Origin of the sequence: Pseudoalteromonas sp. SA25 (genome assembly GCF_011378705.1) — a bacterium.
Taxonomy (GTDB): domain Bacteria; phylum Pseudomonadota; class Gammaproteobacteria; order Enterobacterales; family Alteromonadaceae; genus Pseudoalteromonas; species Pseudoalteromonas arctica.
Genome location: NZ_WTKV01000002.1, coordinates 274,493 through 297,795, shown reverse-complemented (window position 1 = coordinate 297,795; position 23,303 = coordinate 274,493). Strand labels below are relative to the sequence as shown.

The window sequence follows — 23,303 nt, the reverse complement described above, 5'->3', positions numbered from 1 at the left end:
GCGTTTATAAGCCAAATTATAAAAGGCGAAGTATTTAGGTATTAAGTACTTTGCTGTTAACAATAGGAAATACCATGGCAACGAGTCCACACACACAAACATTTAAAGATGTAAACGAAGAGCAACTTCCTGTTGCTAATAATAAGCTTCACGGCTGGAAGCATTTTGCAGGGCTATACGCCGGCGAACATGTTGCGGCTACTGAATTTGTTATTGGTGCAACGTTTGTTGCATTAGGCGCTTCAACCATCGACATTCTACTGGGTTTATTAATAGGTAACCTGTTAGCAATGTGTTCTTGGTGGCTGATTACTGCACCCATTGCAGTAGAAACCCGCTTAAGTTTATATAACTACTTAAACAAAATCGCTGGTAACTCAATGACCAAGCTCTATAACTGGGCTAACGTGGTTATTTTTAGTGTTATATCGGCCGCCATGATCACGGTATCCTCCACCGCCGTGCGGTTTTTGTTTGATATACCTGCGCAACTTGATTGGTATCCAAATAGCTTTTGGTTTGTAGCCATTGTTTTAGCTGTTGGCTCTATTGTTGTGTTTGTTGCGATGTATGGCTTTTCTACGGTTGCTGACTTTTCGAAACTGTGCGCGCCGTGGCTATTTGTTATATTTATTGCAGGTTCGTTCGCGTTATTCCCTGAGCTTTCAAATCACGTATTAGGGTCTACCTCTTTAACTAGCTTTAGCGACTTTATGACCATAGGCGACTCCTCCATATGGACGGGAACCAATGCCGATGGTGAAAAAGGCATTGGCCTATTAGAAGTGATTGGCTTTGCATGGGCTGCTAACTCAATTACTCACTTTGGTTTAATCGACATGGCTATTTTTAGATTTGCTAAACGCAAAAGCTATGGCTTGTTTTCTGGCGTGGGCATGTTTTTTGGTCATTACTTAGCGTGGATCTCTGCCGGTATTATGGGCGCAGGTGTTGCGGTATTACTTAAAACAACTATTTCATCACTTGATCCGGGCGATGTTGCATACCATGCATTAGGTTGGACTGGCTTTGTTATTGTAATTATTGCCGGTTGGACTACAGCTAACGCAAACCTTTACCGTGCAGGTCTTGCAGCACAATCTATATTTGTTAATCAATCACGTGAACGCACAACCGCTATTGTAGGTGTTGTAACCGTGATTATTGCGTGTTTCCCGTTTGTATTTTCACAAATGCTTCCGCTACTTACCTACGCAGGCTTATTAGTTGTGCCAGTAGGCGGTATTGTGTTTGCTGAACATGTGTTATTTCCTAAAATTGGCCTAACACGTTACTGGGCTAAATATAAAAATATTACCCGCAGCGTACCGGCTATAGCATCTTGGGCGTTAGCACTTGTGTTTGGCTTTGGTTTAAATGCTATTGATGTAATGTCGTTTTACTACTTGTTTATTCCTACGTGGATTTTCACAATCGTTATTTATACGCTTTTAGCTAAAAAATACGGCGCCGGTGAAGATTACACACAAGAGATTGAAGCAGAAGAGCAAGAGCAACGTGATATTAAAGAATATCAAGCTGCTGAAGCTAAAGACATTCCAAAGCCAGTAATTGACAGCTCTGTATTTACCAAAGTACTTAATGCGGTTTCTACAGTTTCACTGGTTATTATTTTTATATTTGCCAGCCAGGTGATGTTTTTCAGTGAAACTATGAGTATGTACAGCGCTAATAAATCGCAATTCGAAATAGCCTGTTTTATTTGTACTGTTATTTATTTTGTTACTGCGTACTGGTCGTTAAAACGCCATAAAGTACTCAATACAGCATCGTAATTACTTATCGTAATACAGTATCGTAATTTATATTTTATTTTTGTTTAGTAAGGTCGCACCATGACGCAACATCAACACACTGACGCTCTAGTTACAGGGCTAAACCAACAAAGCTTGGCTCAATTACCAAGCCATGTTGATACACCAACCTACGACCGTAGCGCAGTTAAAGCCGGTATTGTTCATATTGGCGTGGGCGGTTTTCATCGTGCTCATCAAGCGGTATATGTTAACGAGCTTTTAAAAACCCCAGGCTCTGAGCAATGGGGCATATGTGGTGTTGGCCTTTTAGAGGGTAACCGTGGTCTGCGTGATATTTTAAAGCAGCAAGATTACCTTTATACGCTTACTGTTAGACACCCAGACGGTAAAATAGATAACAAAGTAATTGGCTCAATGATCGACTTTTTGTTTGCTCCAGAGGACAAACAAGCGGTAATTAATAAGTTAGCGCACAGCGATACTAAAATTGTGTCGCTTACTATTACCGAAGGCGGCTACAACTTTAACCCTGCAACGGGCGAGTTTGATTACAGCAATCCAGATATTATTAACGACATTAATAACCCGAACGACCCAATTACAGCGTTTGGTTACATTACGGCTGCGTTAAAACTGCGTAAAGAGCAAGGCTTAGGCGCATTTACAGTACAGTCGTGCGATAACATTCAGCACAACGGTAACGTAACACGCAAAATGCTTTTAGCCTTTGCTACAGAGCAAGACAAAGACCTAAGTGAGTGGATTGAGCAAAACGTATCGTTTCCAAATGCGATGGTTGACCGTATTACACCGGTATCTAAAAAGAGTGATATTGATTACGTGGTTGATGCATATGGTGTTAGCGACGAGTGGCCAATTACCTGTGAGTCGTTTACACAATGGGTAATAGAGGACACATTTAGTGACTCTCGCCCAAATTGGGACGTTGTTGGTGCACAGTTTGTTACTGATGTAACGCCTTATGAAACCATGAAAATACGCTTACTTAATGCAGGGCATTCTGTGCTTGGTTTATTAGGTTCAATCCATGGCTATGGCACTATTGACGAAACGGTATCTGATGAATTATTTGCCACATACCTGCGTGCTTTTATGGATAAAGAAGTAACGCCAAATCTTGAACCACTTGAAGGCATTGACCTTGAAAGCTACAAAGATACGTTAATAGAGCGTTTTGCTAATCCTAATATTAAAGACAGCCTAGCGCGTATCTGTAGTGAAAGCTCAGCTAAACTGCCTAAGTTTTTAATTGCCACAATTAACGAAAACCTAGTACAAGGTCGCGATGTATCACTGGCAACGCTTGTTATTGCAACTTGGTGTTTATACAGCGATAAGGGTTTAAGTGAAAACGGCGAAAAGCTTGAAATTCAAGATGCGATGCACAAAGAGCTTAATTCTTACGCGCAAGAGACTCAAGCTAGCCCGATTGCATTTTTAAAGTTAACGAGCTTGTTTGGTAAGCTTGAGCATAACGAAACGTTTACTGCTGAATATAAAAAGTCGATTGCTGCATTGTATGCACCTAATAGTAAAATTAAAGCCATTATGCAGGCTGTACTTGATCAAAAGAGTAACTAATTATGAGCATTTTAATTAATCATAAATCAGGCGAAAACGTAAGTGTTAGCTGCTTTGGCGAAGTGCTGTGGGATTGTTTTGATTCAGGTAAACGCTTAGGTGGCGCGCCACTTAATATGTGTGTGCGTATTAACTCACTAGGCATTAAAGCCGACATGATCAGCGCTGTTGGTAACGACGAGTTAGGCGCTGAGTTACTAGGCGAAATTACTAGCAAAGGCGTAAGCTGCGAATACATTGCTATTAATAGTGACAAAAAAACTAGCACGGTTGAGGTAACGCTCGACAGTGGTGGCTCTGCAAGTTATGAAATAGTGGCAGACACTGCGTGGGATAATATAGCGCTTACTGATGAGTTGCTTAGTAAAGTTAAAAGTAGCGATGTATTTGTATTTGGCAGCCTAATTGGCCGAAGCGAAGCGTCTTTAGCAACGTTAAATCAACTAGTTGATGTAGCAAACTTTAAAGTATTTGACGTAAATCTACGTGCACCGCATTACAAGCTAGAAACACTTGTAGATTTAATGAATAAAGCAGACTTTATTAAGTTAAACGATGAAGAGCTATACGAAATAGCAAAAGCGATGGGTTGTAAGTTTCATTCGCTTGAACAAAATTTAGCGTTTATAGCACAGCAAACAAATACCGATTACTTATGTGTAACCAAAGGTAGCCACGGTGCTTTATTAACAATCAAAGGCGAAAATTTTTATAATTCAGGTTATTTAATTAGCGTAATTGACACTGTTGGCGCAGGGGATTCGTTTTTAGGTTCGTTAATTTATCAGCTTTGTAGCAACGACGACGCGCAATATGCCGTTGACTTTGCATGTGCCGTTGGAGCAATGGTCGCCGAAAGTTCTGGCGCAACACCTACTTTAACGCATCAACAAATTAGTGAGTTTATGAACCCACTTTAAAAAACATTGTGTGTGAAAGCGGTTATAACGTAAAAGTTTAACCGCTTTTTTTGTGCCCAAAATAAGACGTGTGTAATAAATATTCAATGTGGAGCGTTAAGTGTGCAGGTTGCGTAAATAGTGGCTTATATCGATTATTGTATTAGCTAAACGTCTTATTGTTTGAGGGTTGAAGCTTTGTTATTGTTCGTCGATTATTCACGGATTGAAAAGGCGGGGCGACACACAATGCGCTCTATAACTAAAATACAAAAAGAGAAACGTGCTTTATGATCATCTTTTTTATCTGCCTCACTATTTTAATACTGGGCTATAAGTTTTATAGCCCATTTGTTGAAAAACAAGCCGGTTTGGATTCAACTGCTGACACACCACAAAAACGCTTTAGCGAAGGTGTTGATTACGTAGCTATTCACCCTGTACGAGCATTTTTAATTCAGTTTTTAAACATTGCTGGCGTAGGTCCAATATTTGGCCCAATTTTAGGTGCTTTATACGGACCAGTTGCACTAGTATGGATTGTACTTGGCAATGTTTTAGGTGGCGCTGTACACGACTTCTTCTCAGGTGTAATGAGTATAAAAGAAGACGGTAAAAGCCTACCAGAAATCGCAGGCCATTATTACAACGTCGTATTTAAAGGCTTTATGCTTGTATTTACTGCCATGCTACTGTTTTTTGTAGGTGTAGTATTTATTATGAGCCCTGCAGGTTTGCTAAGTAACCTTGATTTCTTTGAAGGTACAATACTGGCAAATAATACCTTTTGGGTACTCGCTATTTTAGCGTATTACTTTTTAGCTACCTTGCTACCAATTGATAAAATTATTACTAAGTTTTACCCAATTTTTGGTGCGCTAATGATTGTAATGACAGTGGCAATTGCTATTTCATTACTAATTAATGCGCCGCACTTACCGGTACCAAGTGACTTTTTAGCTTACTTTGAAGCTGACCACGCACATGACTTTTTAGAGCCAAATCCAGATGGATTACCAACATGGCCATTGTTATTTATAACAATTACCTGTGGTGCTATTAGTGGTTTTCACTCTACTCAAGCGCCAATTATTGCGCGCTGTTTAACTAACGAAAAATACGTACGTCCAGTTTATTACGGCGCTATGATGTGTGAAGGTATTGTAGGTTGTGTATGGGCACTTGCTGGTATTGCAGCGTTCCCAGATGGTTACGCGGGCTTAAAAGCGTTGCTTGACCAAGGTGGTCCAGGTTTAGTTGTTAATCATGTAGCTAACAGTTACTTAGGTGTATTTGGCGGTATAATGGCAATTATTGCAGTAGCCGTTTTCCCAATTACTTCTGGTGATACAGCGTTCCGCTCATTACGTTTAACAGTTGTTGATGCGTTTAATATTCCGCAAAGTTTACGTAACCGCTTATTAGTGGCTGTACCTATACTTACTATTGCTTACTTTATGACGAAGCTCGATTTCTCATTAATTTGGCGCTACTTTGCATTTTCAAACATGCTGCTTTCTACAAGCGTATTATGGCTTGCCACTAAGTACTTGTTTGACCGTGGTACATTCCATTGGATTGCGAGTGTTCCTGCTGTTATAGCAACTGCGGTAACGGTTTCTTATATTGGTACTGCCGCAATTGGTCTTAACTTATCAAGTGATTTAGGTAAACCTATTGGTGCTGTAGTAACAGTGATTGGCTTAATTGTTTTAGCTATTGTGCACTCTAAGCATAAAGTTAAACCAACAGCGGTTTAATAATCACATAAGTTATTTCAAGCATTAAAAAAGCGGGCTATTCATTATGAATAGCCCGCTTTTTTTGTGTACTAAATTTAGGTATTACTGAGTTGCAAGTTCAAAGTAACTGTTATCGTCGAGCGTTTTGCTTATCATCATAGCGCCCTCAAGCAAGCTCACTGTTTGAATAGCCGCTTTAGTAGGGTTGAGTTCACCATTAGCTAAATGCGCAGCGCTAAGCCATGTTAAATTTTGATTAAAAAAGCGTTTTACTTCAAGGCGTACTTTATCTGGAAGGCTATCGCTTTCGGCTCCTAGCAAACCACATAAACACATTTTTTTATCGGTTACTAATGCACTTCTAAAAAGCTGAGTGTACACATCAATAGGATTTTTACCGCTTGCTTTAAGCTCGCTTGGCTCGCCTAACGCAGCTAAAAAAGAATTAGTATATTGATGAGCAAGCTCAGCACCTAAATCGGCCTTAGTCGGAAAGTGATAGTGCACACTGGCGCTCTTAATTCCAACTTCGCTGGCGAGCTCTCTAAAACTAAAATTACTGTACCCGCCAAGGCGCACCTTGTTTTCAGCTGCTTTTAATAACGCTTCTTTTTTACTCACTTTTAATATTTTCCTATCTGCAGTAATACCAATTTTATTAAAACATGATCATTGTATCGCATTAAACAACTCACTAACTGCGTTAAAAATTATTCATATAGAATAACTAGATGTCATAATTTTCGCCTTGTTATTGCGCTACTTTCTTAGCGCAATAATAGATCACTTATTTAATGCAATTGGTATAGCAAAATTATCGACCAGTAGGTAGTTATTTACAAGCGTTTTTATTTTTAAGCAACCCCCTAATTTTATTATTAATTAAGTTAAATCCTATAAATCAGAAAAATTTAAACGTTGACTTAAATTTAGTTTAATATTATAAGTTACCTATCGGTAGGTAGGTTGCTGCCATTAATTCACTTTTAAACAATAAAGATAGAGATTGCTATGAAAATTTATGATGTAGAAAACTTTCCAAACCCACTTCGTGTTCGTATCGCTTTAGCTGAAAAAAATGCCACTGCAAATGTTGAGTTTGTACCTGTTGATTTATTAAATGGTGAGCACAGAACAGAAGCCTTCTTAGCTAAAAATCCATTAGCAGGTGTGCCCGTATTAGAGCTAGATGACGGCACGTTTATATCAGAAAGTACCGCTATTACTGAGTATATTGATACCGCATTTGAAGGCCCATCTTTAATGGGTGAAACCGCAAAAGAGCGTGCAGTAATTAACATGATGCAAAAACGCGCAGAATCTATGGTGCTTGACGCTGTGGCAACTTACTTTCATCATGCAACTGATGGCTTAGGTCCAGAGCTTGAAACGTATCAAAATGTGGCTTGGGGTGAAAAACAAGGCGAAAAAGCACGCCAAGGGTTTAGCTATTTTAATGATGTACTAGCGCAATCGGCGTTTGTTGCTGGTGAGCAGTTTAGTATTGCTGATATTACATTGTATGCTGGTCTGGTATTTGCTGGATTTGCACAAATAGCAATCCCGAATGAGTTAACCCATTTAGTTGCATGGCAAGAAAAAGTAGCAAAACGCCCAAGTGTTGCGGCTTAATTAGGTTGTTAGTTTAAAATTTAAGTGGAGTTACGGTTAGGAGCCAAATATGAAAATTGCTGCCGATTTTAGTAAACGAGTTGTGGTACATAGCGAAACGCTACCGTGGGTTGCATCGCCAATGGCGGGTGTTGATAGACGAGTACTGGACCGTGTGGGCGACGAAGTTGCTCGCGCAACGACTATTGTTCGTTATGCACCTGGCAGTGAATTTTCGCCGCATGTTCATACAGGCGGTGAAGAGTTTGTTGTGCTTGAAGGGGTATTTCAAGATGAACATGGTGACTTTGTGGCAGGTTCTTATATCCGTAACCCACCGCAATCAAAGCACAAACCGGGGTCTGAAAATGGCTGCGTTATATTTGTAAAGTTATGGCAGTTTCAGCCAGATGATCGAACCCACGTGCGTTTACAAACGGACTTGATGCAAAGTACGGCGCACCCTAGTTTTAAAAATGTAGCCGTAACCCCTTTATACAAAGACAGCTTTGAAGACGTAAGCTTGTTGGACTTTAAGCCCAGCGCCTGCATGGTTATAAACGCAAAAGGAGGAGCAGAGCTGCTAGTACTTGAAGGCTCATTTGATGAGCAAGCCGATACCTTTGTAAAAAACAGTTGGTTAAGAGTGCCTATTAACAGCTCTGTTAACGTTAAAGCGGGAAGTAATGGTGCAAAAGTATGGCTTAAAACGGGCCATTTAACTGATGTAGAAAACCAGATATCTCGCGTACAAAATGCGTAATTGAGTCGTTTATTTGAGATTATTTAATGATCTAGTTCAGGACTAATTAATTTTAGAAGGTGTACTTTTACTACTCAGCCTATTTAAGGAGAGCAGTAATGGTACACACAACACATGGTTTATCGATTGGTCTTGAACGTGCAGGAAGAGAGTTTTTTTTAAAACTTAAAGCCGTTGGTACGCTTACTCACGACGACTACAAAATAATTACCCCAATGATAAACTCAGCTCTTGGCGAAGTTAAGCACCCAGTCGTGAACGCCTTAATAGATGTTAGCGAACTTGAAGGCTGGGAACTACGCGCAGCGTGGGATGACTTAAAGTTAGGTGTTAAGCACTCTAAAGAATTTAAAAAAGTAGCTATTTACGGTAATAAAGAGTGGCAAGCTCGAATGGCAAAAATAGGTAACTGGTTCATATCGGGTGAGGTTCAATACTTTGAAAATGCTACCGCAGCCATAGATTGGCTAGATGAATAGCTTGATTGAAAAAATTAAATTAAAGCACTCTTATAGAGTGCTTTTTTGCTCTATGGGTAACATTGTTAGGTAGTTACATTCGGTTTATTTCAATTGTTAATACTGCTCTATTAAAATACACTCATTATTATTGAGCAAACTACACATTATAAAAACAATGAAACAAGTACTTACCTTTATTACATTCCTGATATTTTCGACATCGATACATGCAAAAGATAACAACATATTCACGCCGGTGAGCGATCTTTTTTTGGCTGTTTCTAACGTTGATCACACGCAAATGCGTGCAGCCGTTGATGATTCATTTTTACTTTTAGAGCACGGTGAAGTGTGGACTATTAATGACTTTATAAATGTTGTTAAGCCTTCTGACTTTATAAGAACTAATTATTTTAGTGTTATAAATTCGCGTGTAGTGGGTGATGTTGCTTTTATTAATTACTGGAATAAAGCCAATATTAAAAACACCGAAAGAAGTATTGATATTTATTGGTTAGAAAGTGCCGTTGTATCAAAAGTGGGCGATAAATGGTTGTTATCGCAAATGCACTCTACTCGGTTACCTCAAGATGAAATACCTAAAGGTGTCACCTTTATAAAGCAATAGATATAACTCTGATTTAAAGCCCCGTAATATGGGGCTTTAATCGTTTAAATTACATCAGCCAGTACAGGTAATGCCGGAAATGCCCCTTTTGCTAAACACGCTTTAGAGCCACATTTGAGAGCAAAGTGCAGGGCGTCTTTTACGCTTGCTTTATTATTTAGTTTATCTGCTAGTGGTAAATCACTTCCCAAGTTATTTAAGTAGTATAAAACCCCCGCTATAAATGCATCCCCTGCGCTTGTTGTATCTACGGCGTTTATTTTTGGTGCCGATTCGTTAAGCGTAAATGCGCTGTGGTAAACCTTGGCAGGCTCTGGCCCATCGGTTAAAAACACTAGTTTTACTCCGGTATTTAATAGCGTTTGAATGTAATCATCGCTCGTTGTATCGCTATGCTGAGCTAAAAAATTAAGCTCATCACGCGAGAGTTTTACTATGTCACAATAGGTGTAACAAGCTTTTACATTGCTTGCTATATCGCTTGTGTTTTCCCACAAGCTGTAGCGTAAATTCACATCAAAACTGACGAGTTTATTATTCGCTTTTGCAAGTTCTAGCGCTTTAACTGTTGTGCTGGCAATTGCTGATTCAGTTAATGTGTTTGAACAAAAGTGTAGTGTGCTTATTTCTTGCCAATTTATATGCGCTAAATGCGCCTGGGTTAATAGTACATCGGCTGTGTTATGGCGATAAAAGCCAAAACTACGCTCGCCGGTTTCATCAAGGCTCACTATAACCATGGCGGTTTGTGAGCCTGCAATGGTGAATAAATAGTCTGTATTTACATTGTATTGCGCTAATGCATTACTTAATTGATTGGCAAAATGATCGTCCCCTCTACCACCACAAAATGCAGCTTCACCTCCAAGTTTTGCATAGCCAACAGCTACATTGGCAGGTGCGCCACCTGGTATAGGTAAATAGGCAGAGTTATTAGCATCTTGTGGCAGCATATCAATTAATAGCTCGCCTAAGCACAGAAGTTTGGTCATTTGGAATATCCTAAAAAGCCTAGCAAGGCTAGGCTAAAAAACGTGAAGGGTGTTAATTATTCATACTTTAAAAGGCGCTACAGTGACTACTCACCGCAGCGCAATACACACATTTAGTTAAAAGCGTATTTTAAAGTTACCGACGTTGTGCGGCCGTTAATAGCACGGGCACGAATAATGTTGTTTTCAGGTACTGAGCCTTCTTCGGCTTCTGTAATACCTACTGTGTCAAATAGGTTGTTCACATTAAGCGCAATATTAAGGTTTTCAGATAAATCATAGCTTACAAAGCCATTTACCTGTGTGTAGCCGTCAAATTGCAAGTCGTTATTATCTTGAGCGTATGCATCGGTAGTACCAATGAAACTTACCCCAGCAGCGCCTTTTTCATAGTTGTAACGTGCCATTAATGAGTAAATTAAATCGGCTTGACGACGTGGCGTATTACCTACAACATCTGGGTTAAGCGCATCTTTTGCTATTTCTGCATCGGTCCAGGTTAAATTACCACGAAAATCCCATGCATCAATAAAGTAAGTAGATTCTATTTCAATCCCTTTTGCTTCGTATTCACGGTCAAAAAATGTTTGTGATGTTGCTTCAAAGTTTTGCTCTTCAGTTTCGGCAAAAAACGCAGTAGCAAATACTGATAACGAATCAAAGCGCTTCTTAACACCAAACTCAAACTGGTTTACTTCATCAACAGCGTCTTCTTTTGCAACAGAGCCGTCGGCGCGTACTTTACCAAATAAAAGGCGGTCAGCATTTGCACGACCACCTTTACTAATACGTGCAAACGTAGCAAGGCTTGGGTCAATTTGGTAATTAGCACCAATTGAATAAGAAGAATAGTTCCAGTCGTAATTTACTGGACTTGCGTTTGCAGTATCAATACCTGCAACGTTTTGCTCAGGGATTGATATTTCACCGTCGCGGTTCATATCTACTGTTGAAGTCACTGCACCTGCGTATGTTCCGCGAGCTTCACCACTGTCGTAGCGAGCACTTGCATCAATGCTTACGTCGCCTAATTTAGTAGAAAATGCAACGTATGGTGCACGAGTATCGTACTCTGTATCGTAATCACGTTGGCAACAGTTTCCAAATGCACTGTAAGCGTATAAACCGTTTTCAGATAACTCAGTGCCATCGGCACCTGTTACATTTAGTAATGCAGCATTGTCACCCTTGAGCTCCATTACGTAAGAGTTCCATAACCACGACATCGCAATGTTTTGCGTAGATGCATAGTAACCAAATGTAAGGCTGGTATCATCATCGAACGATTTAGTTAATTTAAAGTCATTAACTATAGAGCCAAAGTCATTCATTGTGACATCAAATGTCACCATCTTCATTGCTAAACCATCGTTAAACGCTTCACCGGTGTTCGCGTTGCTCAAGGTTGCACCCACGCCACCAATGCTTTCTGCAATTGATGTTGCACTACCTACTTGTTCTGTGAAAGGTGAATTAAAGTTGCCGCTTATTGATGATTTACGAAAACGGTTTTCGATACGCCAATCGTTATCTAAATCAAATACAGCTTCAAAACCAACAGAATCAACCTTTGGATTCATACCATCGCGGATATCGCCGCTACTGATTTGGTTTTCACCATTTAAGCGTGCTGTTTTAGTAAATAACGCTGAGTGAGGTGTGTCTGATTGCGCATCAAAGCCAGCAATAGAGTCACCATTTGAGTACATTGGCATAGGAAGGTAGCCAACACTCTTATCATCTAAGTGTTTGTAATAAAGGCGAACGTAACCGTTGTCGAAATCTTTTGTAAGGTTAGCTTTTATTTGGCCACCTTTATTAGACGTGTAACCTGTTTCGCGCGGGCCTTCGCCTTGTCGAACAAAGCCACCAACATGAAAACGCACGCTATCGGTTAAGTAAGTGCCGTATTCAAAGTCTGTACGAACGTTGTCGTAATCTAAGCCAAGTGTTGTAGATACACTGCCAGATTCGTTTTCGCCATTTTTAGAGATAAAGTTAATAATGCCACCAGGTGCATTACTTGCTGCAGTAGATGCTGAGCCACCACGAATCGATTCGATAGTTTGCACAGTGTTATCTAATCGCATAAAAATATCTGAATTACCAAAAGCGATATCACCGTATTGCATTACAGGTAACCCATCTTCTTGTAATTGTAAAAATTTTGCACCGCCTGAAGCAACAGGCAGGCCACGTACAGCAATATTTGCATTGCCTTCGCCACCTGTCGATTCTGCACGAATACCAGGGATGATTCTAAAAGCCTCGGCTGTTGAGCGAGGAGTAGACACTTGAACTTGTTCAAGTGATACGCTACTAACTGATACGCTTGAAGCCATGATTGTTGTTCGACGTGGTACGCCGGTTACAACAATTGTTTCAAGACCTTTGTTTTGAGATGCTTCAGGTTTTGCTTGATCTGTTTCTTGTGCGTTAACGCCTTGACTTACGGCAAGTGCTAAAGCGCTGATTAAATATAAAGGTGTATTGTGTGTTGTCATGTGAACGCCTCGTTGTGTTGATCCCAGTAGGGTTTGTTATTTTTACTTAATCGATTAAGTAAAAATAACAAATATTTTACAATAAGCAAATCATTTTGTGTTTAATTTGCTCTTTTATTGTTCATATGTTGATTTTAAAAGTGTTTTTTATTGTATTGAGATACAAGTTTATTAAGCTGCTGGGTTATTTTCTTGTAAAGCACTCATTGATGGGTCGCGTAAATAATTGAACAACATAGCTACAAATAAAATCACGGCAAACCCTGTTGCTAAGTAAAAGCCATAGCGCACATGGCCAAAGTAATTGCTGATCATACCCATAAATAAAGGAGCTAAAGCAGCTGATAATGCGGTGAAAAATAATATAACGCCGGCTACGGCTCCATGGCGCTCAGCAGGAAAACACGATATACCTTTAGAGTTTAAAGTTGGATAAACCATAGACATAAATAAACCTGAAAGAGGTAATAACCCTACAGCCCAATCAACACCACCAATAAGTGTGCCCACATAACAAAGCGCAATACCTAAGCTTAAATAAGCCATAACACCTTGCCAGCTATAACGGTTTAGTAACCATACGGCAATAAAACGACCTGCAGCACGTAGTATAAAAAATATAGTAAGTGCATAAGTTGCAAGGAGCGGCCAAGAGCCTGTGTAGTCCTTTAATAGCGTTGGCATCCATACATAAATAGCCACTTCAGTCGCTACATATAGTGCAATGGCTAAAGAAAAGCCAAGTGCATAAGGGTTTTTTACCATTTTTAGGGTGGTGGCCAAAGAGGCTGGCTTTTCAGTTGTTTTAACTACGTCAGGGTAGTCTGCGCGCCATGCTAATAAAGCAAGAATTAAACACATTACGCCCGCAGTAATATACAGGTATGTCCAACTTACGTTTTGCACTAATAAAACACCAACTAGGGCAGGGCCTACAATAGCGCCAATGCCAAAAAAGCCCTCAACCTTGTTCATGGTTTTAGTATGGTCGTCGTTACTATGTGAAATATCGCCAAGCAATGCCAATGCGCCGGTTTTAAATAAACCAATGGCCAGGCCTATGCAACAAAGCAATACTAAAAAGAAGGTAAAACTGGTGCTAAATGCAAATAAAAAACAACTCGCAGAAAATATTAATAGACCTAGCATAATGGTTTTTTTACGGCCAAGGCTGTCAGCTAAAAAGCCTAAAAATAATCCACTAAAGGCTATTAATGCCATGGGAGCGTAATGAAATGCACTAGCTTGAGTCATGCTCAAACCGAAATCTTTTATAAGTTCGGGGATTATCATGCCGACTGCGTCAGAGGTCATGGCAAACATAAAAAACATCATGTATGTAAGCCAGCGTATTTGTTGCAGTGGGTCGCTGCTTACGTGTGTGTGTGATTTTGTCATGTGTTTATTCCTCGTTAAATTCTCTATTAACACTTCGTAAGTCAGTCAGTTGCTTACAGTAGTATTACGTGAGCCACGAAATTTGTATGTAAAATTATTAAAAATTACTTGTAAATTCTTACTCGCTAGTTAAAGATATATCTTAATCGATTAAGTTTCAACATGGTAATCACACAATGATGAAGAATAAAGTTCAATTGATCACATATGCTGATCGAATCACTGGCCAAAATATAGGCGCGCTAACCACACTTTTAAACGGCCCTTTAAAAGGCGTATTTGGTGGTGTGCACTTATTGCCATTTTACAATCCTATTGATGGCAGCGATGCTGGCTTTGACCCTATTGATCATAGTGAAGTTGATTCTAGAATAGGCACTTGGGAAGACATACAAGTATTAGGTAAAGATCTCGACTTAATGGCAGACCTAATTGTTAACCATGTATCGGCGCAGTCTTTTCAGTTTCAAGATGTATTAGCTAAAGGTAAGCAATCAGAATTTTGGGATTTATTTTTAACCAAAGAAGATGTATTTCCAAATGGTATGAGCGAAGCTGAGCAAAAAGCAATTTACCGCCCACGCCCAGGTAGCTGTTTTACGCCAATGCAGTGTGGCGACGGCCAAACGTATGATTTTTGGACCACTTTTACCGATAATCAAATCGATATAAACGTAAAAGTAGAAGCCGGTGTTGCGTATTTAAATAACGTACTTACTAAATTTTCGGCTAACAATGTAAATATTATTCGTTTAGATGCGGCGGGTTACGCCATTAAGCAAGCGGGCACTAACTGCTTTATGCTTGATGAAACGTTTGGCTACCTAGATAACTTATCTAAGCAAGCAAACGATTTAGGCATGGAAACCATTGCAGAAATACATAGCCATTATCAAACTCAGGTAGAAGTCGCAAAACGTGTAAATATGGTTTACGACTTTGCTTTACCACCACTTATTTTACACAGCTTATTTAACAACGATGTAGATGCACTGCTCAAATGGTTACAAATTTCGCCACGCAATTGCTTAACCGTACTTGATACACACGACGGTATTGGCATTATTGACGCAGGTCCAATGGGCGACAAACCAGGGCTATTAAATGCACAGCAGATTGATTACCTAGTAGAAACAATGCATGCCAACAGTAACAACCAAAGCCGCCAAGCTACGGGCGCTGCGGCGAGTAATGTCGACTTATATCAAGTTAACTGTACGTACTACAACGCATTAGGCGCTAAAGACTTTGATTACTTACTGTCGCGTGCAATTCAATTTTTTGCACCAGGTGTACCACAAGTGTATTACGGCGGCTTATTTGCCTGTGAAAATGATATGGAGCTATTAGCTAATACAAATGTTGGCCGTGATATTAACCGCCCATATTTAGATGCAAATATAATCGATAAAGCCTTAAATAAGCCTGTAGTAAAAGGTTTAATTGAATTAATTAAAATTCGCAATTCACACCCTGCATTTGCAGGTGAGTTTAGTGCTCAAGGTGAAGGCAGTATGTGTTGTTTATCGTGGCAACTAGATGAGCAAACTATTTCACTTACTGTTGATTTTAAATTACGCCATGCACTGATTACGCAGGTAAACGGTGATGAAGAAACAACGATTAACTTAAATTCATTTTTAGCTTAATGCTATAAAAGTAATTTACAAACGCCATGTAAAGCAAAAGCCAAGCTACTTAAGCTTGGCTTTTTAACACATAAAACTATTACAAGGTTTGTAAGCTAACTACTCGCACCAATCTCTAATTCGTAACTGACTTCCTGAGTTTTTTCTTCTTTAGAAATAAATAATTCGGCGGCTATAACGCCTTTTTCTTGGCTGTTTTGATGAATAGTGGTGAGGCGAGGTACAAACCGGGCTGCTTCATCAATACCATCAAAGCCCACAATACGCAGTTCTTCACCTATTTTTATGCCTTGTTTTATTGCTTCTCGCATTGTGGCAAGGGCAATTAAATCACTCATACAAATAATAATGTTAGGGCGAGGGGAGGCACTTAAAACCTCTTTAGCAGCAATATTAGCAAAACGCTCGCTACTTTCAGGAATGTTCCAAATACGATCGTCAGCCACCGTAATATTTGCCTCGCTTAAAGCGCGTTGATAACCACGTAAACGTTGATGCGAAATAGATTGTCCGGTTTCAAATTCGTGATGCTCATACACGCGGCATAATACGTTTTCATCAAGTAACCTAAGCCCTAATATAGCCACTTTATCGCTTTGACTATGCAGTACGTGTTTAGCAATTTCGTAACTTGCTTGCTCGTTATTAATATTTACAGAGGCATTGCGAGCAATATCAAAATCAATTGTCACTACATGTTTAGATACTGTTTTTAACTGCTCTACTAACGCGTTATTACGAGGGCGGCCATAACAAATAAAGCCATCTACAAAGTCGACCACGTTATTAAGGTTATCGCTATTACCTGAAAACAATAAAACATTAATGCCGTTTTTTTCAAGCACCGAGGTCACACCGCGCATAAAGCTACTAGCCACAGGGTCCGACACCATGTATTCCACACTATCGGGCAGCACTAAAGCGACAATATTAAATGTGCCATTACGCAACGATTGCGCGGCCTTATTAGGCCCGTAATAGCCCAAAGTTTTACATGCTGCAAGAATATCGTCTCGGCGTTTAGCCGATAGCTGATCAGGGCGATTAAACGCATTAGATACTGTCGCGTTAGACACACCTAACTCTTTAGCAATACTTTTAAGGGTCCAGCGGGTTTGCTTACTCATACCAATTCTTTACTCAATACTCATGTTAATAAACTAACATATTCAGGGCGTCAGCAAAGTAAAAAAATAAGATTTTAGGGTTAATGTCGGCACTCTTTAGGCGCAATGCCAAAGGTTTGTTTAAATAGGCGACTAAAGTGGCTCGCGCTATTAAATCCAACATCAAAGCAAACTTTACTAATTGCATGGCCTTGTAGTAATTGAGTACGCGCTTTTTTTAGTCTTAGCTGTTGTTGCCAAAGGGCTGGGGTAGTACCAAATGCAAGTTTAAACTGCTGATAAAACTTGCTGCGGCTCATACAGGCTATTTTGCATAAGGTGTTTATGTCGAGCGTTTCATTTAAATGTTCTTCAATATAAAGCAGGGCATCGCTGACTTTTGTTTTAAGGCGTGGCTTATCGCAGCTAGCCAGCAATAGCTCGCGGCTTTGTTGTTGTAATAAACGGGTGATCAATTCGTTTAACGACAAATCAATCAAGTAATGTCGCTGTGCTCCTTGCTCACTAAATAAATGCACCATGCGCTCCAATAATTGCTGCGTTTGAATATTATGTTGGGTGTGCACTAATTGCGGTACATATTCAAATAAGCCATCGTGTGCAAAATTTTGCTGCATGTTTAGTGCATTCGCCACGCTAGTTATTTTGTCTGTGCTAATTTCAATAGCTAAACAAGTAGTTGGAGTGCTCATTGATGCTTGTGGAAAATCAATTAAAACACCTTGCTCTGGCGCTAATACAAACGACTCGTGTGGTAAAAATGCTTTATGGTATTGGCTGCTTTCTACGTGCATTACCTTTTTGCCGCTAAGCATGGCACAAAACAGCAGCTCGTTTGAGTGCAGTGCCACCTTTTGCGCGCTTTGATACGTGTCGTAAATACTCAACTCACTGCTATCTGCGGCAAACGAGACTTTGTTTTCAATTAAAACATCAAGTTGTTGGCGTTTTTTGTTTAACTGAGATGTGTGCATATCAATCCTTTAGGTTTTTATTAGTTTGGACTCACAGACAACTTTTGTGGACAGCTAATCAAGTTTTTAGGCGCTTGTTAGGCTAATGTCAAACAACACTGATTAAATATAAAGCATTTTGTTTTATATAAATGTTCGACCTTTAGCTAACAACAATAAAGAGAGCACACACATGATATATGCAAATCCAGGTAGCGACGGCGCACTCGTAAACTTTAAACAACAATACGGAAACTACATTGGCGGAGAGTGGGTAAAGCCTGTAAATGGCCAATACTTTGATAATATAAGCCCAGTAAACGGTAAGGTATTTTGCCAAATACCGCGTTCAGACAAAGACGACATAGAGCTGGCTCTCGACAAAGCGCATGCAGTGCGAGAGCAGTGGGGCACAACGTCGGTGACCGACCGAAGTAACATACTGCTAAAAATAGCCGACCGAATTGAGCAAAACCTAGAGTTACTAGCTGTTGCCGAAACATGGGATAACGGTAAAGCAATTCGTGAAACACTCGCTGCTGATATTCCGCTAGCGGCAGATCACTTTCGCTACTTTGCAGGGTGCCTACGATCGCAAGACGGCACTATAGGTGAAATAGACGCAACCACCGTTGCGTATCATTTTCATGAGCCACTAGGGGTTGTTGGGCAAATTATTCCGTGGAACTTCCCTATTTTAATGGCCGCCTGGAAACTAGCGCCAGCACTTGCTGCAGGTAACTGTGTAATTTTAAAACCGGCTGAGCAAACACCAGCTTCTATTTTAGTTTTAATGGAGATAATTGGCGATTTACTCCCTGCAGGCGTATTAAATATAGTAAACGGCTTTGGTAAAGAAGCGGGTGAAGCACTGGCAACAAGCAAGCGTATCGCTAAAATTGCATTTACAGGTTCAACGCCTGTGGGCTCACATATTTTGAAATGCGCTGCTGAAAATATTATTCCTTCAACGGTCGAGCTCGGTGGTAAATCACCTAATATATTTTTTAATGATGTAATGGAAAAAGACGATGCGTTTTTATCCAAAGCTATTGAAGGCGCCGTGCTTGCTTACTTCAACCAAGGCGAGGTGTGTACGTGCCCATCAAGGCTGTTTATTCAAGAAGACATTTACGAGCAGTTTATTGAGCGAATACTCGAACGTACCTTAAAAATTAAACGCGGAAACCCGCTAGATAGCGAAACTATGGTTGGCGCACAAGCTTCAAAAGCGCAATTTGATAAAATACTGAGCTACATTGAAATAGGCAAAAAAGAAGGCGCTGAAGTACTCACTGGCGGTAATGTAGAGCAGCTAAGTGATGACTTAAACGGTGGTTACTACATACAACCTACGTTATTAAAGGGCACAAACGATATGCGTGTGTTCCAAGAAGAAATTTTTGGCCCTGTTATTTCAATGTCGACCTTTAAAGATGAAGCCGAAGCACTCGAGCTTGCCAACAGCTCTGAGTTTGGTTTAGGTGCAGGTGTGTGGAGCAGAAACATGAATCGTGCTTATCGTATGGGTCGCAAAATAGAAGCAGGGCGAGTGTGGACTAACTGTTATCACATGTACCCAGCACACGCTGCGTTTGGTGGTTATAAAAAATCAGGAATAGGGCGCGAAACGCACAAACTGGCACTGGAGCACTACCAACAAACTAAAAACCTATTAGTGAGCTACAGCGAAGATCCGCTCGGCTTCTTTTAAATAAAGAGCCTAAGCTTTAAATAAACAACCATTAAGTAATAATGCCAGCGCTACCTATTTGTAGCGCTTTTTTTATAGGCAATCAACCGTTGATAATGGCCATATAGTCCAACATTTTAGCGTTGCAGAAAATAACATTATAATGACGGTGTTTACGAGTCCTACTTAAAAAACGCTAATTTAGCGAGTATAGAGTGGTGTAAATATAAGGAGCCATTAAATAATATTTTTATCCTTCCTCAGTTAAGTAAATTTCTATTTGTAGATCATTACCAAAACAAAGTGCCTCAATGCATCTAATCCACTAAATATGAACTTTTCCAAGCTTATTCATTATCAAAACAATTAGGTTAGCTTTTCTAATGTTTGTATTAACTGCTTAGTCCACTATATTTACTTCTTGTTTACAGTTGTATTTTCGTTGTAAGCAAATAATCTGAAAGTTTTTATAACAACGATAGGTCTATTAAATTGATAAAACGGCGATATTGCTTATCTCCATTGTGCTTGTTTATCAAAATATGAGTGTTTTTATACCAATTCGCTTAATTAAGTGATTTATTTTGAGGATGGAAAAACGTGTTGATAGCTAGGCAAAAAATTCGCTATTTAGTTGTTCTAAATGAGAATTTTTTAACGCAGGTAGCGACACATTTAGCCCCGCAAAATGATTAAGTATTATTGCGGATTGGTATTATTAACAATCATTGATAAAACAAGAAAAAATATTTTAATCCGGAGCATAAAAATGAAAAAAGTAAATTTAACTAAGGCTTTATTAATCGGCGCATCAGCAGCAGTTTTAAGTGCGGGTGCTGTGGCAGGTCCAAACAGTCAATTAACCGTTGCAGAAGGTGCTTCAGCAAAAGTACAAGAGCAATTTAAAGGCTGGGTAGCTGGTGATAAAGTTCGCGGTCGTAAAGATAAATGTTTTGGTATTGCTTTAGCGGGTGAAAATGATTGTAAAGCAGGTGCAGGAACGAGTTGTGAAGGCACTTCAACTACAGACTTCCAAGCTAACGCATGGACATATGCACCTAAAGGTGTATGTGAATCAGTTGTAACTCCTAATGGTAAAGGTTCGCTTGAAGGTTAATAAAGCAGGTTTTCCCCAGTGCATTGTTGCTGGGGAGCAATTAGGTGCAGGTCTTAGTTTAAAACCAGAACATCTTGACGACATTTTAGCTTTACAGGTAGAGCTGCCATCTACAAATAATAATCTTTGGTTTGAAGTGCATACAGAAAATTATTTTGTGGCAGGTGGTCCTCGATTAAATTATTTGAGAGCTGTACGTGAAAATTTTGATATTAGTTTTCATGGTGTTGGTGGTTCGTTAGGCTCTGATCATAAAGCTATGCTTGCTCATACTAAACAAGTTAAAGCGTTGATTGATGAATTTCAACCAGCACTGGTATCTGAACATGCAGTGTGGTCTAAGTCTGACGGCAAATATTTTGCAGACTTAATGCCTTTACCTCGCACCCAAGATGCACTTGAGTCTTTAATTAATGGGATTGATTGTTACCAGACGGGCATAGGTCGGTCAATTTTAGTAGAAAACCCAAGTAACTATTTAGATTTTATAAGTGATATGGATGAACCTCAGTTTTTAGTTGAGGCAGCTAAGCGTTCTGGTTGTGGCTTACTAATCGATATTAATAACTTATATATCAGTAGTAAAAACACGGGTATTGATGCGCTTGATTATTTAAAGCAGATCCCCGCTGGGCTTGTTGGAGAAATTCATATTGCAGGACACGATCCTGATCCAACTCTTGGTCAGTCACTATTGATAGACAGCCATGCAGCACCGGTAGCAACGCCTGTATGGGATTTGCTGGAACAAGCAATTGAGATATTTGGTCAGCGACCAGTGCTTGTTGAGCGAGATGCTAATATTCCATCGTTTGAAGAGCTTATGAGCGAGCGAGAAACTGCGCAAAACTATTTGAATCAAAGCGAGTTACAAAGTCGCTTAAATATATCTCATAAAGAAGTGGTTCGCTGATGAGTACCAATCAATATATTGATGCTTTTACTCGCTATTTACGAACGGGCGATCCAGGTGCAATGGAGCATTTTTGCGAAAATCCATCGCACATTAAAAGATTAGCTGTGTATAGGAACGGGTTTTACAAAGGCTGCGTTGATGCATTGATAGCTAACTTTCCTATGTGTGAAAAAAAAGTAGGTAGTGAGAACTTTCGAAAAATGGCACGACTTTATGTTGACCGTTTTCCGCCAGAGCAGGGCACTTTGGTCGGATACGGATTAAGCTTTCCAGACTTTATTGCAGGCTTGATTAAAGATAGTGAATTTGAAAATAAGTATATTTTTGAAGTCACTGTAAATCAGCTAAGTACATTAAGTTTATATACGAACTTAGTTGATATTGCGCATTTAGATTACGCGTGGCTAATGAGTTTGATGAGCGCTGATTCAACTGAAACTTTAACTATAGAATATGTTACTCAACTAATGGAACAAGGTACTGAGCTTACTGAACTTAATGTAAAGCTTAACCCCAGTGTACTGCTACTTAGTGTGAGTGAAGGCGCATTTTTTGAATGGATTTCACTAAAAACAAATAATAATGATGTCGCTGTAACTAAATCCTCTACTGAGGATTTTATTATGTTATGGCGCTTGCAAGGTGCGGTGCAAGCCCGTTCCCTTTGCGCTGCTGAAGTTAAACTTATGCAGGCCCTACAAGGTACAGGTAGGTCGTTGGGTGAAGCTTTTGATGCAGCAATAACAGTAGATGAAAACTTTGAAGTGAGCGAGGCTTTTACAGCATGCTTACAAAATGAATTATTAGAAATCCAAATCAACTAGTACATTACAAGAGTAGGAATAAATATGGGCATGATAAAAAAAATACAACAACTGTACGTGCAGATGGGAGAGCAGTTATCGCGGTTCTTAGAGCCCATAGCGCTGTTTTTTCTTCGCTTTATGGTCGCTAAAGTATTCCTAGACTCTGGTTTGAGCAAATGGGATGGCTTTTTACAATTTAATGTTGATAAATACGACCTATTTAAATACGAATTTTTCTGTCCTGATCCTGTTAGAGAAGGTGCCTTGCAGCTTTGTGATCCAAAAACATTAGATTATGTTGATGGCTCATTTCTTGTAAAAGTAATTGAAACACTTGCTGTGGTTGCTGGTGTTGTTGAAGTGTTACTCCCAATATTACTGATTATCGGTTTGTTTTCTCGCTTTGCAGCGTTAGGTCTTATTGGTATGACTATGTTTATTCAGCTTGCTGTTTTTCCTACACTCGATCATTGGATTAATCCGGCATCGTGGTGGGCTGTTTCATTATTAGTGATTTTTGCTCGTGGACCTGGCTTTTTATCTATTGATAAGTTACTTGGTTTAGACGCAAAACGTGCAGCAGCTAAATAAGCTTTTGCATATTAAAGTTAAACGTAATCGGCAGGCTAATGTTATTTAGGTGCCGGTTATTATTTTAGATTAA

At 39.6% G+C, this 23,303-nt stretch carries 20 protein-coding genes; 14 read left to right on the top strand and 6 right to left on the bottom strand.

The features are described 5' to 3' along the window. The first annotated feature begins 74 nt into the window (after positions 1-74). The 4 genes from GQR45_RS02740 (at position 75) to GQR45_RS02725 (ending at position 6,039) form a co-directional block, all read left to right on the top strand. On the top strand, positions 75-1,796 hold the full coding sequence (locus GQR45_RS02740; protein WP_024591939.1) for a membrane protein: 1,722 nt from the start codon (positions 75-77) through the stop codon (positions 1,794-1,796). Positions 1,797-1,856: 60 nt separating this feature from the next. Continuing rightward, positions 1,857-3,380, top strand: a complete 1,524-nt coding sequence (locus GQR45_RS02735; RefSeq protein ID WP_165725066.1) for a mannitol dehydrogenase family protein — start codon at positions 1,857-1,859, stop codon at positions 3,378-3,380. A 2-nt stretch (positions 3,381-3,382) separates the two neighbouring features. Beyond that, a complete protein-coding gene (locus GQR45_RS02730) occupies positions 3,383-4,300 on the top strand; it encodes a carbohydrate kinase (RefSeq protein ID WP_007584308.1) in 918 nt (305 codons plus the stop codon). A gap of 269 nt (positions 4,301-4,569) precedes the next feature. Next, positions 4,570-6,039 (top strand): carbon starvation CstA family protein, encoded by a 1,470-nt coding sequence (locus tag GQR45_RS02725; protein ID WP_010553606.1) that lies wholly within the window; start codon positions 4,570-4,572, stop codon positions 6,037-6,039. 84 nt (positions 6,040-6,123) lie between these two features. Here GQR45_RS02725 and GQR45_RS02720 read toward each other — a convergent pair whose 3' ends face one another. Further along, positions 6,124-6,642: a TetR/AcrR family transcriptional regulator gene (locus tag GQR45_RS02720; RefSeq protein ID WP_007584304.1), complete on the bottom strand. Its 519-nt coding sequence runs from the start codon at positions 6,640-6,642 to the stop codon at positions 6,124-6,126. 390 nt (positions 6,643-7,032) lie between these two features. On the opposite strand from GQR45_RS02720, the gene GQR45_RS02715 reads away from it, so the two are divergent. From GQR45_RS02715 to GQR45_RS02700, 4 genes are all read left to right on the top strand, one after another. Further along, on the top strand, positions 7,033-7,653 hold the full coding sequence (locus GQR45_RS02715; RefSeq protein ID WP_024593260.1) for a glutathione S-transferase: 621 nt from the start codon (positions 7,033-7,035) through the stop codon (positions 7,651-7,653). A 49-nt stretch (positions 7,654-7,702) separates the two neighbouring features. Continuing rightward, the gene (locus GQR45_RS02710) at positions 7,703-8,395 is read left to right on the top strand and encodes a cupin domain-containing protein (protein ID WP_165725065.1); all 693 of its coding nucleotides are present in this window, start codon (positions 7,703-7,705) and stop codon (positions 8,393-8,395) included. 98 nt (positions 8,396-8,493) lie between these two features. Beyond that, positions 8,494-8,874, top strand: a complete 381-nt coding sequence (locus tag GQR45_RS02705) for an STAS/SEC14 domain-containing protein (RefSeq protein WP_165725064.1) — start codon at positions 8,494-8,496, stop codon at positions 8,872-8,874. 253 nt (positions 8,875-9,127) lie between these two features. Then, positions 9,128-9,484 carry a nuclear transport factor 2 family protein gene (locus GQR45_RS02700; RefSeq protein ID WP_231616876.1) on the top strand — a complete coding sequence of 119 codons (357 nt, stop codon included), beginning with the start codon at positions 9,128-9,130 and terminating at the stop codon, positions 9,482-9,484. Positions 9,485-9,528: 44 nt separating this feature from the next. Here the strand turns inward: GQR45_RS02700 and GQR45_RS02695 are convergent, their stop codons facing one another. The 3 genes from GQR45_RS02695 to GQR45_RS02685 all read right to left on the bottom strand — a co-directional run bounded on the left by GQR45_RS02695 (position 9,529) and on the right by GQR45_RS02685 (position 14,378). Then, on the bottom strand, positions 9,529-10,476 hold the full coding sequence (locus tag GQR45_RS02695; RefSeq protein WP_165725063.1) for a carbohydrate kinase: 948 nt from the start codon (positions 10,474-10,476) through the stop codon (positions 9,529-9,531). 113 nt (positions 10,477-10,589) lie between these two features. Continuing rightward, the gene (locus tag GQR45_RS02690; RefSeq protein WP_149593197.1) at positions 10,590-12,980 is read right to left on the bottom strand and encodes a TonB-dependent receptor; all 2,391 of its coding nucleotides are present in this window, start codon (positions 12,978-12,980) and stop codon (positions 10,590-10,592) included. A 171-nt stretch (positions 12,981-13,151) separates the two neighbouring features. Next, positions 13,152-14,378, bottom strand: coding sequence for an MFS transporter (locus GQR45_RS02685; protein WP_165725062.1), 1,227 nt, complete (start codon positions 14,376-14,378; stop codon positions 13,152-13,154). 176 nt (positions 14,379-14,554) lie between these two features. Between GQR45_RS02685 and gtfA the strand changes: the two genes are divergently transcribed. Next, on the top strand, positions 14,555-16,027 hold the full coding sequence (gene gtfA, locus GQR45_RS02680) for a sucrose phosphorylase (RefSeq protein WP_165725061.1): 1,473 nt from the start codon (positions 14,555-14,557) through the stop codon (positions 16,025-16,027). A gap of 95 nt (positions 16,028-16,122) precedes the next feature. Here the strand turns inward: gtfA and GQR45_RS02675 are convergent, their stop codons facing one another. Both GQR45_RS02675 and GQR45_RS02670 read right to left on the bottom strand, forming a co-directional pair. Continuing rightward, complete coding sequence (locus tag GQR45_RS02675; protein ID WP_165725060.1) at positions 16,123-17,154, bottom strand: LacI family DNA-binding transcriptional regulator; 1,032 nt, start codon at positions 17,152-17,154, stop codon at positions 16,123-16,125. Between the two features lie 80 nt (positions 17,155-17,234). Then, positions 17,235-18,128, bottom strand: coding sequence for an AraC family transcriptional regulator (locus tag GQR45_RS02670; RefSeq protein ID WP_165725059.1), 894 nt, complete (start codon positions 18,126-18,128; stop codon positions 17,235-17,237). Between the two features lie 172 nt (positions 18,129-18,300). Between GQR45_RS02670 and GQR45_RS02665 the strand changes: the two genes are divergently transcribed. The 5 genes from GQR45_RS02665 to GQR45_RS02645 all read left to right on the top strand — a co-directional run bounded on the left by GQR45_RS02665 (position 18,301) and on the right by GQR45_RS02645 (position 23,230). Then, positions 18,301-19,821 (top strand): aldehyde dehydrogenase family protein, encoded by a 1,521-nt coding sequence (locus GQR45_RS02665; RefSeq protein ID WP_007584266.1) that lies wholly within the window; start codon positions 18,301-18,303, stop codon positions 19,819-19,821. Positions 19,822-20,569: 748 nt separating this feature from the next. Beyond that, a complete protein-coding gene (locus tag GQR45_RS02660; protein ID WP_024591926.1) occupies positions 20,570-20,917 on the top strand; it encodes a DUF2282 domain-containing protein in 348 nt (115 codons plus the stop codon). After that, entirely contained in the window at positions 20,907-21,830 is a 924-nt protein-coding gene (locus tag GQR45_RS02655) for a DUF692 domain-containing protein (protein WP_165725058.1), read from the top strand. The genes GQR45_RS02660 and GQR45_RS02655 overlap by 11 nt, the downstream gene beginning before the upstream one ends. Next, the gene (locus GQR45_RS02650) at positions 21,830-22,657 is read left to right on the top strand and encodes a DNA-binding domain-containing protein (protein ID WP_165725057.1); all 828 of its coding nucleotides are present in this window, start codon (positions 21,830-21,832) and stop codon (positions 22,655-22,657) included. Before GQR45_RS02655 ends, GQR45_RS02650 begins: the two co-directional genes overlap by 1 nt. A gap of 24 nt (positions 22,658-22,681) precedes the next feature. Continuing rightward, positions 22,682-23,230, top strand: coding sequence for a DoxX family protein (locus tag GQR45_RS02645; RefSeq protein ID WP_165725056.1), 549 nt, complete (start codon positions 22,682-22,684; stop codon positions 23,228-23,230). The last annotated feature ends 73 nt before the right edge of the window (positions 23,231-23,303 follow it).